Origin of the sequence: Colwellia sp. MB02u-6, assembly GCF_014077095.1 — a bacterium.
Classification (GTDB): Bacteria; Pseudomonadota; Gammaproteobacteria; order Enterobacterales; family Alteromonadaceae; genus Cognaticolwellia.
Window position 1 is genome coordinate 193,045 of sequence record NZ_JACGVG010000036.1, and the last position, 12,721, is coordinate 205,765.

At 38.2% G+C, this 12,721-nt stretch carries 12 protein-coding genes; 2 read left to right on the forward strand and 10 right to left on the reverse strand.

Annotated elements, in window-relative coordinates; genetic code table 11:
- Positions 1-310 precede the first annotated feature (310 nt).
- The gene (gene argE, locus H4J46_RS12795; protein WP_182233850.1) at positions 311-1,471 is read left to right on the forward strand and encodes an acetylornithine deacetylase; all 1,161 of its coding nucleotides are present in this window, start codon (positions 311-313) and stop codon (positions 1,469-1,471) included.
- Positions 1,472-1,554: 83 nt separating this feature from the next.
- Here argE and H4J46_RS12800 read toward each other — a convergent pair whose 3' ends face one another.
- Positions 1,555-3,003, reverse strand: a complete 1,449-nt coding sequence (locus H4J46_RS12800) for a hypothetical protein (protein WP_182233851.1) — start codon at positions 3,001-3,003, stop codon at positions 1,555-1,557.
- A gap of 436 nt (positions 3,004-3,439) precedes the next feature.
- Here H4J46_RS12800 and H4J46_RS12805 point away from each other — a divergent pair, with 436 nt between their 5' ends.
- Positions 3,440-3,631 carry a DUF2970 domain-containing protein gene (locus tag H4J46_RS12805; RefSeq protein WP_404851793.1) on the forward strand — a complete coding sequence of 64 codons (192 nt, stop codon included), beginning with the start codon at positions 3,440-3,442 and terminating at the stop codon, positions 3,629-3,631.
- A 180-nt stretch (positions 3,632-3,811) separates the two neighbouring features.
- Here H4J46_RS12805 and H4J46_RS12810 read toward each other — a convergent pair whose 3' ends face one another.
- The 9 genes from H4J46_RS12810 to H4J46_RS12850 all read right to left on the reverse strand — a co-directional run bounded on the left by H4J46_RS12810 (position 3,812) and on the right by H4J46_RS12850 (position 12,655).
- The gene (locus H4J46_RS12810; protein ID WP_182233853.1) at positions 3,812-4,627 is read right to left on the reverse strand and encodes a Dam family site-specific DNA-(adenine-N6)-methyltransferase; all 816 of its coding nucleotides are present in this window, start codon (positions 4,625-4,627) and stop codon (positions 3,812-3,814) included.
- Positions 4,628-4,706: 79 nt separating this feature from the next.
- Positions 4,707-6,062 (reverse strand): hypothetical protein, encoded by a 1,356-nt coding sequence (locus tag H4J46_RS12815; protein ID WP_182233854.1) that lies wholly within the window; start codon positions 6,060-6,062, stop codon positions 4,707-4,709.
- A 22-nt stretch (positions 6,063-6,084) separates the two neighbouring features.
- Positions 6,085-7,149 carry a 3-dehydroquinate synthase gene (gene aroB, locus H4J46_RS12820; protein WP_182233855.1) on the reverse strand — a complete coding sequence of 355 codons (1,065 nt, stop codon included), beginning with the start codon at positions 7,147-7,149 and terminating at the stop codon, positions 6,085-6,087.
- An 11-nt stretch (positions 7,150-7,160) separates the two neighbouring features.
- On the reverse strand, positions 7,161-7,679 hold the full coding sequence (gene aroK / locus H4J46_RS12825; RefSeq protein ID WP_182137206.1) for a shikimate kinase AroK: 519 nt from the start codon (positions 7,677-7,679) through the stop codon (positions 7,161-7,163).
- 144 nt (positions 7,680-7,823) lie between these two features.
- On the reverse strand, positions 7,824-9,836 hold the full coding sequence (locus H4J46_RS12830) for a type IV pilus secretin PilQ (RefSeq protein WP_182233856.1): 2,013 nt from the start codon (positions 9,834-9,836) through the stop codon (positions 7,824-7,826).
- 35 nt (positions 9,837-9,871) lie between these two features.
- Complete coding sequence (locus tag H4J46_RS12835; RefSeq protein WP_182233857.1) at positions 9,872-10,405, reverse strand: pilus assembly protein PilP; 534 nt, start codon at positions 10,403-10,405, stop codon at positions 9,872-9,874.
- Positions 10,405-11,010: a type 4a pilus biogenesis protein PilO gene (locus H4J46_RS12840; RefSeq protein ID WP_182233858.1), complete on the reverse strand. Its 606-nt coding sequence runs from the start codon at positions 11,008-11,010 to the stop codon at positions 10,405-10,407. Before H4J46_RS12840 ends, H4J46_RS12835 begins: the two co-directional genes overlap by 1 nt.
- Positions 11,010-11,588, reverse strand: a complete 579-nt coding sequence (locus tag H4J46_RS12845) for a PilN domain-containing protein (RefSeq protein WP_182233859.1) — start codon at positions 11,586-11,588, stop codon at positions 11,010-11,012. The genes H4J46_RS12840 and H4J46_RS12845 overlap by 1 nt, the downstream gene beginning before the upstream one ends.
- Positions 11,576-12,655, reverse strand: a complete 1,080-nt coding sequence (locus H4J46_RS12850) for a pilus assembly protein PilM (RefSeq protein WP_182233860.1) — start codon at positions 12,653-12,655, stop codon at positions 11,576-11,578. Before H4J46_RS12850 ends, H4J46_RS12845 begins: the two co-directional genes overlap by 13 nt.
- Positions 12,656-12,721: the final 66 nt, after the last annotated feature.

Consider the following 12,721-nt stretch of genomic DNA (forward strand, 5'->3'; position numbering starts at 1 on the left):
TTACCATTTTTTTACCATTAGAAACTAAAACTCACGGTACTATTTACGTGTAAATTTTGCAATTCTATTCAACTTTAAGCAATTATTCTCTCGCTTTATGACCAAAAACATATCATTATCTAGAGAATCAAGACTGACCAAAATTAATATTTGACACTAGTGCCGTGGCTTAGTTGAATACATTATAAACATTTTCATAGTGTGGTTAAATTAGGCTCTTTACATTAAGTTGCTAAAATACCACCATATAAATAGTTATGCAACAAATTGGCATAATTACCCAGCAAATAATTTTAGGTGCTTAAATATCATGAAAAAGCTCAATAAAAAACTCCCCAACTTTACCCAGGCCATTAGCCAATTAATAGCACAACCTAGTATTAGTTCTTCGCAGGCGAGCTGGGATCAAAGTAATGAAGGGGTAATAAATTTACTGTCAGCTTGGTTTGAAACCTTAGGCTTTACTGTCACTATTCAAGCAGTTCCTAACGCTAAGGGTAAGTTTAATATGCTGGCTAAATTAGGCACAGGTACAGGGGGTTTATTACTTGCAGGCCACAGCGATACTGTACCTTTTGATGAAAATAGCTGGTTATCCGATCCGTTAAAAATCACCGATAACGATAATAAACTTTTTGGCCTTGGTAGCTGCGACATGAAAGGTTTTTTTGCCTTTATTTTGCAAGTTTGCCAACATATTGACCTTAAAACATTAAACAAGCCATTATACGTTTTAGCCACTGCCGACGAAGAAACCACTATGGCTGGCGCGCGATTTTTTGCTAACAGTGGAATAATAAAGCCTGACGTTGCCATTATAGGTGAGCCAACAAATTTAGTGCCTGTGGTAATGCACAAAGGCCATATGTCTCATAAGATTAGCATTAAAGGTCAGGCTGGACATTCAAGTAAGCCTGCAAGCGGCGTTAATGCCATTGAAATAATGCATCAAGTGATGAGTGAATTATTCAAACTCAGAGAAAAGCTCAGCCTAAGCTATCAAAATGAAGCTTTTGATGTTCAAACACCTACGATGAATTTAGGGGCTATTAGAGGTGGAGACAATGCGAATCGGATTTGTGGGCATTGTGAGCTTGATATTGATATGCGCTCTTTACCCGGTATGAAAGATGAAGAGCTAGTGGCTTGGTTAGCAAAGGCCTTACAACCCATTGCGGAAAAGTATCCTGGCCGACTCAGCATAGATGAGCTTGATCCTAGTTCACCGAGTTTTCAGCAAACCCCTGAAAGTGAATTAGTACTTACAGCTGAAAAACTTTCTGGTCATCGTTGTTGTGCGGTAAATTACGCAACAGAAGCGCCATTTATTCAACAATTGGGTTGCCAAACTATTGTTATGGGCCCCGGCTCGATTGATCAGGCACATCAACCTAATGAGTATTTAGCCCATAGTGAAATTACAAAAACTGAGCTAGTACTAACTAAACTCATTCATCATTATTGTTTTTAAGTTTTAATGTTTTTAGTACGCCAAAAAGAAATCAGTTGGCCAAATAAAATTAAGCTTACCCACTAATGTAGACCCTATTATGCTTAACGGGCCCGACTCCAGAGCTTTTGGTTACCTATGTTGAAAAAGTATTCTCCTGGTTGCCAACAACGCGGTAATAAATCGAGTTCCTTACGTTCAAGGTAGTTTGATGACAACAAAGGTAGAATTTCATCCAATCTTGCTTTGCTTATATTCGAGCACTTTTGTGCTGTTTCTACAAAGTATAAATTATTGCTTTTTTTTACTACCAAGTCATGACCGTGGCCAATGAAGGTCAATTGTCTTGATGCTATACGGCATTTAGGTTCATTCGATTTTTCAGGGTAGAGCTGAGTGACTATCGCATATTCATAGCGCACGTCCTGGTCAACATCATTCGGGATGTAAATCACCCCAAACCCTTGTGGAAAATCACCAGTAATTTGATATAAGGCATCAACAACCTGGCGACTGCAACGACCTCGAACAGCGTTCTTATATAAGGCTTGGTACACTCTCGGTAATAATTTGTAGTTGTAGTTGTTTTTGGTTGATAAGACAATACCGGTATATATTTGGGGTATTTTTAATATGTTGCCCACACCTAACTTCGGCTGGAAACTACTCATTATCAGCTGCTTAACAAAGCGCAAGATATTAGTTTGTGTACTATCAAAGGCCTCTCTTTCAGCTACAGAGTCTCCTAAATAATTTACCATACCAATACCATGGAGAAGATATTTTATCGTTTCACGATAATTAATCTCCAATAAGGCTTTCCGCTCTTCAAGCTCTAAGATACGAAAACAGTCTAGCTTGCCATCAATACCTTGTATAATCTTCTGTGCATTAGGATGATAATGGCCAATATCTTGTAATATAGCGGCCATTAACACAGGTATTTTCACAAGATCTGTAAATTGACGCAAGGCCTCTGCACTGCCACTGAGTAACTCATTAAAATCAAAAGCTACTAGTGCCACTAATTCTTGCGCTAAAGGGTCTTTGGATGAAAGTTTTTTTAAACAAATTTGATCTAGTAATCTTAAAGCCAATACAGCTTTATACAAAGGTTTACTACGCTCATTTTCAACTGCCACTTTACTGCCTTCGGTTGGCAATAATAATTGTATAGTGCCTAATAGCTCTGCTGATTTTCGCTTAGTTACAGCCAAACTTTCACCTTCACAAAGTTCGAGGATATCTCGACAAATACCCTGCAAATGTTGGGCACGTACATTACGCTCTGCGCTTAACACTTTTAAGCTTTCTTGGTGCTCACGTTCCAGCTTTAAAAGTCTCTTGTTACTCTTATCACTATCAATTTGTAATAACTTAGCCATTTCATTGTTAAGGCTCTTAATTTTGCCTTGTGATAGAAACTCTAGATCGTAAAATGCTATGGCCCTTTCCAAGACAGAATCTTTTAAAGGACTAGTGCCATAAATTTTAGTTAATAAAATTTTGACCTTAGTAGTAAACTTAGTATCGCCTGAGAAATTTTTCAACATGAGTTCCATTCATATAAGTAGTAGCCATTAAAATGATAGTACCGGAGTCCTAGCGCTTAATTAGCTAGCTTAGAGTAAAAAAGTGTATAAGTAACAAGCTATATTTTATGACTTTTATACTGAGGTTATATCGCTATTGTGCTCACTACATAGTCAATATATGCATGCGATTAATGACAGGCTAAAAAAATAAAACTGTTCAACCCAGACTTGTTTCAACCCATGCTTGATCGCTGAATCAGGTTAGTCAACAATCGATAATTATGCTTAACATTGAACAAATTAATTAAAATGTCAATACTAAAGTACGAGCTGAGATGGAGCCTGATAAAATACGCTTATATTAGCAGCACTTGATCGACACTGTGCATTAGAACATACTAACTAAACTTTACACTAATATACAAATTTGCCGCATTGGCAATTAAGGTTAATGATGGCCTCAAGTAACTTCAAAGAAACCCTCAAAAGTGTTGGCGCAGCATTTTTTGGTGTGCAAAGTGATAAAAATAGAGAACGCGATTTTACTCAGGGAAAGTTTAGTCATTTCATTATTGCGGGTTTAATTGCTGTGGTGCTATTTATAGCGGCCTTAGTTACCATTGTAAGTTTCGTTTTACCTAGCTAATATTTTTAGTACAACACCATTAGATTCAACTTAAGCCTTAAGTAACGCCATAAGTCCCACAAAACTCAATGGTGCTAATTCAATATTACAACAAAATGGTATTATCTCATCACTTGCTGACTATGGGTTATCCACTTTTATCAAAATGGTATAAGTTATTGATAGTTGTGTTGACATTATTTAATAAAGCGCAAGTAACTCAAACACTTTATTACGTGTATTACCTTTTTGACTAATCGTTCGTGACACTTCTATTGAGTGATGTTTTTTCGCATGCTGATATATTTTTCGTGTCCAGATAGTATCGTGATTACTGATCAATACTGATATTTTACGATTTTTGGTGACTTCTTCTACCGCATTGGCTAAATCAGCTTGTTCATCTAGCCCAAAACCGTTGCCTGAATAACTGGTAAAGCTCGCTGTTTTACTTAACGGCACGTAAGGAGGATCGCAATAAATAACATCACCTGATTTCGCATGAGCGAAGGTTTGTCGATAACCGTCACAAATAAAGACCGCTTTTGCCGCTTTTTCAGCAAAATAGTGCAACTCAGCTTCGGGAAAGTAAGGGCGTTTATATTGCCCAAAAGGTACATTATAACCACCAGATTTATTGTATCGACATAAGCCATTATAGCCATGTCGATTCATGTAGAGAAACACTAGCGATCTAAAATAAGGATCTGAGCTGGCGTTAAAGTCTTTTCGCAGTTGATAGTAACTTTCTGCCTGATTATTTTCAGGTGAAAAAAATCGACGAGCATCGGCGATAAATTTATCAGGTGTTCGCTGCACAATACGATATAGGTTGATGAGATCTTGATTAATATCATTGAGTAAATATTCATCATAATCACTATTTAGAAACACTGAGCCGGCGCCAACAAAAGGTTCAATCAGACGATTTCCTTTTGGTAACATAGAATTTATGACATCGGTAAGCGCGTATTTACCACCCGCCCATTTTAAAAAAGCTCGATGTTTTTTCTTCATAGCACCTACAAATCCAAAAATTTAGCAACAGATACTTAGCATCTGAAAAGTAAGCGTGGATTGTATCCTGAATTCACCTTTATTGGGAGAGTAGAAATGCATTGATTTCGTTATTAATAACCGTAACTGGCTTTATCCAGGGTTGCCGTGCTAATAACGATTTTGGTAGACTTGCTAAGGCAGATTGTGCTGTTGATTTTTCTGTATAGGCAGCGCTGGTGATAACCACTGACGGTTTATTATTTAATAAACGCTGATAAACTTGATAGTCAATCCTTGTTAAATCCTCAAGTAATGATTTTGGTAATTTTAAACCGCTATAGGCAGCTAATTGAATAACATAGCCAACGTGATTACTGTAATAGGCATTGTTAACGCTGACTTGATTAACTAGCTTGTTCTGCGCAATTACCACTGGTAATTTGCGCCGACTCGCTACCGGTTTAAGTACTACAGCATGGGTTGTTGCACTATTCATACTTTCTGCTGTAATCGCTGACATAACCTCAACAGGTGATGCCGCTAACCTTAGCTCTTTTTTTGGCAATACTGACGATGGATTCATTAACGACGAGTAAATTTCTTTAGGTCTAGCAGCAAGTTTAGTGCTTTCGATTTTAGTTTGAGTTGCTGGCCCAGCAACCTCAGCATTATCCTCACGATTAATCGCTAACACCATGGTTTGTGGTTTCGCTAATACTTCGCTTAGTGATATTTCTGCTTGTTTATTAGCAATAATTAATTTTGCAAAATTAAAGCTATCTAATTGCAATAAATTAATAACCAAGACGGCAAGGCCTAATAAAAAAAATAATGTACTAATTAACCCTTTATTTTGCTTAATGAAATGCCATTTTGGCTGAGTATTTTTAAATATTGCTGATGTGGTTAACAGAAGTTGGCCCGATTGTGCCGATAATAATGTCAGTTTATTGTCAAATAAACTTTTATTATTCGCCACAGTTTTACCCGCTTGTACCGAGCCAAACATTACAATGTTAACCACCAAATTGGCTTTTTTAGCGATAGCGGCCAGTTGTGATAGCTCATGAAATATCTGTAATGATAAATGCTGAGCACTGTCGAGCACAATACTAATGCCCTGCTGTGATTTTTTGGCTAAATTAATCACACTAACTGCTAATGATATTTCTGGATCAAATAACTCACCTGTATATAACTGCTCGATTATACGACAACGAATTTGAATATTATTAAACTGTGCAGCAAGTGAGATATAGGCAGCATTATGCTGCTCGGGTAAACTGGCTAAAAACTGGCTAGCACTAGGCGCGCTTTGTTCGACGCTTTCGTCGATAACTAAAATAGCTTGTTTTGAAAAACGTAGAATATAGTCTATGCGGGCATAGGCACTAATTTTAGTGACACCGGTGTTATCATTAGATAGGCCAATATTTTTCATTAACGCTGACATGCTTCACCTATTCTGAATAAAATTACAGAATTTGTTGAAGGTGTTCCTCACTAACATCGTCATTAATTTCAGATTGGCCAATAGCCGTTGGAAGAATAAAACGTAGCTTTCCAGCTAAGTTCTTTTTATCACGACGCATATGACAAATAAATTCATCAAAACCCATATTTTCTGGCGCAATTAACGGTAAATCAAAAGCAGACAGCAAAGTTTCAATACGACGAAGATCTGACACTTCAAGCAAATTCATTGTTACTGATAACTTAGCAGCAAGTACCATGCCAGTAGCAACAGCTTCACCATGCAACCAATTACCATAACCTTGGTCAGCTTCAATGGCGTGTCCAAAGGTATGTCCTAAGTTTAATAAAGCACGCACACCGGTTTCTGTTTCATCTTCAGCAACAATATTCGCTTTGCATTGACAGCAACGCTCGATCATCTGCATTAAAATCCTATTTTCACCGGCCTTTATTGCATCAGTATGCTGTTCAAGCCAAGTAAAAAAATCACTATCACCTAATATACCGTACTTAATAACTTCAGCCATACCGGCATTAAATTCTCTAATCGGTAAAGTTGTTAGGCTTGCCAGATCAATAAATACCGCTTTAGGTTGATAGAACGCACCTATCATATTTTTACCTAGAGGGTGATTAACGGCAGTTTTTCCACCAACTGAAGAGTCAACTTGAGACAACACCGTGGTAGGGATTTGAATAAAATCAATACCCCGCTGATAACATGCGGCGGCAAAACCTGTGATATCACCGATAACTCCACCACCTAGCGCGATTAAGGTCGTGTCTCTGCCGTGATTACCCGCTAGCAGATGTGACATTATCCGTTCAAAATTCGCTAAGCTTTTCTGAGCTTCACCATCAGGTAATATCACTTCATCAAGGTCAAAATCCCTGAGGCTATGTTTCATTTGCTCAATATAGAGGGGTGCAACGATATTATTACTGACAATGCAAACACGCTTACTGCGGATGTGACTAGACAGCAGTTCACTATTTGCTAATAGTCCGCTGTCTATATAGATTGGATAACTGCGCTTACCGAGTTTAACCTGAAGTGTGGTCATAATTATGTCGTTTAAAAGTCCAAGCGTTCGACTATTTTACTTGCAACAACTTTGGCACTTTGGTCATCCGTCTGCACGATAACATCGGCAATTTCTTCATATAACGGATTACGTTCTATCGCTAAGTTTTCAAGTACTGTTCTAGGTTCTTCATCAGTTTGTAGTAGCGGACGACGTCGGTCTCTTTGAGTGCGAGCGACTTGCTTGTCTATCGTTGTTTCAAGATAAACTACAATGCCGCGTGCTGATAAGTGATTACGTACTTGAGCGCTGATCACAGATCCACCACCCGTAGCCAAAACAATTCCTTGTTTTTCACTTAAGTCTTCAATAACTGACTCTTCTCTTAGTCGAAAACCTTCTTCGCCTTCAAGATCAAAAACCCACGCGATATCTGCACCAGTACGACGTTCGATCTCTTGATCTGAATCAAAAAACTCTAGATGTAGCTTATCCGCTAATTCTCTACCAATGGTGCTTTTGCCTGCGCCCATTGGGCCTACAAGGAAAATATTACGTTTTTCTGCCATTAGATTAATTAATACTCGTTTATTTATTACGTGAACAGGTAAGAGAGAACCTCTCTCGAAAATTTCAAGGGCGCAATTATCGCAATTGTTGGGTACAAATTGCAAGCATGTAAGATGAAAACACCAACTTACATGCAAATTAACTTAAAATCTTTCGGTAACTATCCGTGGTGTAACGAATATTAACAGTTCTTTTTTCTCATTAAAGTTACTGCTATTCCTAAACATCCAACCAAAATAGGGAATATCACCCAAAACAGGTACTTTTGACACTGAACTAATAATTTGTTGTTGATAAATTCCACCCAATACGATGGTTTCACCATTATTAACTAAAACTTGCGTACCTATTCTTTGTGTGTCGATAGCAGGTGCCGTGCCATTTGAAAGATCAGATACCGTATCTTGGGTCACCACCAAGTCCAGAATAATTCTATCATCAGGGGTAATGTGCGGTGTTACAGTTAAACTTAATACCGCTTTTTTAAATTGTGTTGATGTAGCGCCACTCGACGCGGCTTCTTGGTATGGAATTTCCACACCTTGCTCGATATACGCTTCTTTTTGGTTTGCCGTAGTAATGCGCGGACTCGCAATTATTTCGCCTTTATTTTCTTTTTCCATCGCACTTAATTCAAGATCAAGGATGGTACCATCGGCCAAGCGCGCAACCTGAAAGGCGATACTGCCCGCTGGGTTTGCGACAGGCAAGTTGACATTCAATCTGTCATTTAAATTTGGTACAGTGCTACTGCCCGCACCAGCTAAAGAGCCTGAGACTGAAGACTCACCATCAGAGTCTGTTACGCCCCAGCGAATACCCAACTCTTCATTAATATTATCTTTTACCGTCACCATACGAGATTCAATGATAACTTGGCGAACAGGGATATCTAATGCCAAGACCATACGTTTAATATCTTCAATACTTTTAGCCGTATCACGGAGCAATAAAGTATTGGTTCTTTCATCAACACTAACACTGCCGCGCGTAGATAAAATGCTGTTATCTTGATTTTTAATTAATGCCGCAAATTCAGCGGCTTTGGCGTAGTTAACTTGCACGTATTCAGAATATAATGGTGCGAGTTCTTGCACTTGTTGCTGGGCCTGCAAGTCACGTGCTTCTCGAGCAGCTAGTTCATCACTAGGCGCCACCATCAGAATATTGCCTTGCATACGCTTGTCTAAGCCTTTGACCTTTAAAATAATATCAAGCGCTTGATCCCAAGGTACACCGTCTAGTCTTAAGGTAATGTTGCCAACAACAGTGTCACTGGTCACTAAATTAAAGCCATTATAATCAGCAATAATTTGCAAGACAGTGCGTACCGAAATATCTTGGAAATTTAACGAGATTGCCCTACCACTAAAATTTTCTTCTTTACCTAGGTAACCGTCTTCTTTCACTGTAGCCTTTATTGTTAATGAAAAAACATCATTAAACTGTTGATGCTTATATTCAAACGGTCCTTCAATATCGACCACTAAACGGGCATTACGTCCCTCTTTAAAGGTTTCAATCCCGTTTACCAAAGTGCCAAAGTCAGTAACATCTAATTTATAAATATAGTCTTCAAGAATTTCAGTATTATGAAATTCGATATAAAGTTTGCCTAATTTATCGCTGACATCAACAGCGACCTTACTGTCGATAAGCTTAACCAACAGTTGTGCTTCATTTTGCTGACCACGTTTAAAGTCAATATTGTCGATCTGATTTATAAAGCCATGTCCTAGCGGAATTAACTGTGTTACCACTTTATTTACCTGACCGGTATTTAAGGTTAGGGCAAAAGTATTATCTTTTTGGCTAACCTCGAAAATAGATAATTGCTGCAAATTAACATCAGCAACAACTTTACCAGCCAGTTTTCGCACCGTAATATTTTTTACCCCAGCATGTCCAATAAGCGTAGTCGCTATCGCAGGGGTAAATTGCTCTGCATCAAAAGTTATTCTCACCTGTGCTGGTGTCATTGTCGTCGTTACTGTTGGCGGCGCAACAATTTTATCTGATAGTTCAAATATCAATTCAATTTCATTACTTTGAATAGTGTTATAAGTGATCCCTGTTAGTTCGTTTGCCCACGAAGAAGTTGATAACACGCATAAATAGGCGGCCAAAATTAATTTTATTTTTTTACAATGAGTCATAAGATTATCATTTTTTATTTTATTAAATAGCAACATTACTTCCTTTGCCCCTCTGCACTTGCCTGTGTCATGGTAACGACAGTCTCACGCTCCACCCAGCAACCTGCGCCATCTGGGATTAACTCTAATACTTTTACATGATCTTGGCTTACTGTGGTAATTCGCCCATAATATAAGCCAACATAACTACCCACAGCAACCCGGTGTAAGGTGTCGTCAGACGCCTCGAGTAGTGCCCAAGTAACACCTAATTCACCTAAGGTGCCACGCATCACTAAATCACTTAATGAAAACTTCTCCAAAGGCTGTTTTCTTCGACGTGGATCTGGACTTAAACAACCTGAAATTTGTTGGATTTTTTCTTGGATAGCTTCAGGTTTTGGCACGTCAAACGGACTGCGGAGTACATTTGCAGCGTAGTCAAAGTGACCAAAAACTTTCATTTTAGGCATCGGCTCTATTGTACTAGTAGTGCTCGCTTGCACATCGGCAATGTGTTGTTGCAAATCGTCCGTATTGCTATAACAGCCGGTCAATAAAACAGCACTCAATATCATGACTTTTTTCATTATTCGTCTGCCTCCCGATAACGGTAGGTTTTAGCTTGTAACTTTAAGGTTAGATATCCTGAAGCTTGGTTTTGCAAATTAATGTCAAAATTATGCAGGGTAACTATGCGCGGTAAGCCAGCAATTCGACTGACAAATTGACCAAACTCATGATAAGAGCCCAACACTTCAATATCGATGGGTAGTTCGACATAGATTTCTTGTTCTATTTCCGGCTGCCAATTTAATTTAACAAAATCCAGTCCGGTCGTAGTACCGACGAAGGTAATGTCATCTAGCAGGCCTGGGGTTTCATGGCTTTCTGGTAAACTTTTTAGTTGTTTGGCAAACATCGCTTCAGCTTCAATCATTTGTTCTTCAAATATTTCTAAATTAGCTGCTACATGATATTTAGCTTGGTATTTTTGCTTAAGGGTAAGCTCTTGTGCTGTCACACGTTCAAGTTGTTTAATTTGATCGCTGATCATTAACACATAACCCAAACTTAAGACTAAAACCACTAAAAACATTGATAAAACTATTTTGGCGGCTTTTGGCCATTGTCCAATATTATCAAGCTCTAAGCCTTCAAATTGCTCAATAAATTCCGATGAATCAAAATTCATTATGGTGCTCCTTGCTGGCTCGATTCGTTCGAATTAATCAAACCTTTAATTCGAACGCGCATTTTAAAATCACTTAATAATTTACTTTTTGCATCGTTGGAAGTGATAGATTCAAGTATCGCGTCTTCAAATAAATCAGAACGCTCAATTTCCCTGATCATGTTGGCTAGATGATTATTAGACTCACTTTTACCGATAATATTTAAGCTATTATCCTGTTTTTCTAAACCTGTAAGATAAATGCCATTGGGGACTACTTTTGCTATTTCGTCTAACACTTGGGTCACAACATTGCGACTACGTTGCAGTTGTTCAACAACACTGGTGCGTTTTTTAAGCTCTTTTTTCTTTTCATTAAGCGACTTTATTTTTGCAATGCGTAAATCCAGTAGTTGAATTTCATTTTGTAAAAATTGATTACGAGCATTTTGCCCATCAATATGCATTTGATAAAACTGATTCACTGAAAATACGATGAGCAATGCCACTGCGGAAACTAGGGTTAACATCGTAAAATATTCTCGTTGCCGAGCTTTTTCAGTTTCTTCACGCCATGGTAGTAGGTTTATATATGCCACGGGGAAAAACTCCTTAATGCTAATCCAGCTGCCACCATATAGCGCGGTCCTGTTTTAACTAACACTTCTCGATTAATAGTGCTCGAAATTTCCATACCGGCAAATGGGTCAGCTATGACGGTATGAATACCCAATTCTTCTGACAATAGTTGCTTAACGCCTTCCATTAAAGCACTACCACCTGAGATAACCAGGTAATCAATTTTTTCTTTACCACTGGTGGTAAGAAACATTTGAATTGCACGGCGAATTTGCTGCACTAATATGGTGTGAAAAGGCGCTAAAACTTCAAAGGTGTAGTTGGGTGGCAGATCATCACTTAATTTCGCTAACTCTGCTTCTTCAAAGGACTTATTATAATAGGAAACAATCGAACGAGTATATTGTTCACCGCCAAACAGTTGATCACGACTGTAAATATGAGTACCTGATTCAGTGACCGAAAACAGGGTCATTGTCGCGCCCAAATCTACGGTAGCAATAATTTTATCAGCTGCATCGTCAGGTAATTGCCTTAAAATTAAATCATAGGCGCGACTGATAGCGTAAGACTCAACATCAATAACTTTAGTTTCAAAGCCACCGGCTTCTAATGCGGCAACTCTTGCTTCAACAGACTCTGTTCGCGCTGCGCTAAGTAAAACATTCATTTTACTTGGATCTGATTCATTAATATCGAGCGATTCAAAGTCTAGGCTGACTTCATCAAGGGGGTAAGGAATTAAACTATCAGCTTCAATTTCTATTTGGCTAGCCAATTCTTGCTCAGTTAAGGCTACATCCATGTAAATTATTTTTGTGATAACCGTTTGTCCAGATACTGCAGATGCGGCTTGTCGTACAGACGACGAAATTTTTTTTCGTATTTTTGCTATCACTTTTCCAACAGCATCAATGTCTTGAATTTCTCTATCAACAATTGCCCCTCTTGGCATCGGCTCAATAGCGACCGTTTCTAAAACATATCCGTTATCATTTTGGTTCAGTAAAACAGCTTTGACAGAGTGAGAACCAATGTCAATTCCAACCATTAAAGCGGGCTTTTTTTTCCATAAACGACTTAGCATAGAATCCTTCTAGAACATTTAATTTTTATAATATTAGATAAAAAATTAGCATAAACTCATTTATCA

Excerpts from the sequence above, each read along its gene's own strand:
- argE (WP_182233850.1), top strand. The coding sequence starts at position 311 with ATGAAAAAGCTCAATAAAAAACTCCCCAACTTTACCCAGGCCATTAGC.
- H4J46_RS12800 (WP_182233851.1), bottom strand. The coding sequence starts at position 3,003 with ATGTTGAAAAATTTCTCAGGCGATACTAAGTTTACTACTAAGGTCAAA.
- H4J46_RS12805 (WP_404851793.1), top strand. The coding sequence starts at position 3,440 with ATGGCCTCAAGTAACTTCAAAGAAACCCTCAAAAGTGTTGGCGCAGCA.
- H4J46_RS12810 (WP_182233853.1), bottom strand. The coding sequence starts at position 4,627 with ATGAAGAAAAAACATCGAGCTTTTTTAAAATGGGCGGGTGGTAAATAC.
- H4J46_RS12815 (WP_182233854.1), bottom strand. The coding sequence starts at position 6,062 with ATGTCAGCGTTAATGAAAAATATTGGCCTATCTAATGATAACACCGGT.
- aroB (WP_182233855.1), bottom strand. The coding sequence starts at position 7,149 with ATGACCACACTTCAGGTTAAACTCGGTAAGCGCAGTTATCCAATCTAT.
- aroK (WP_182137206.1), bottom strand. The coding sequence starts at position 7,679 with ATGGCAGAAAAACGTAATATTTTCCTTGTAGGCCCAATGGGCGCAGGC.
- H4J46_RS12830 (WP_182233856.1), bottom strand. The coding sequence starts at position 9,836 with ATGACTCATTGTAAAAAAATAAAATTAATTTTGGCCGCCTATTTATGC.
- H4J46_RS12835 (WP_182233857.1), bottom strand. The coding sequence starts at position 10,405 with ATGAAAAAAGTCATGATATTGAGTGCTGTTTTATTGACCGGCTGTTAT.
- H4J46_RS12840 (WP_182233858.1), bottom strand. The coding sequence starts at position 11,010 with ATGAATTTTGATTCATCGGAATTTATTGAGCAATTTGAAGGCTTAGAG.
- H4J46_RS12850 (WP_182233860.1), bottom strand. The coding sequence starts at position 12,655 with ATGCTAAGTCGTTTATGGAAAAAAAAGCCCGCTTTAATGGTTGGAATT.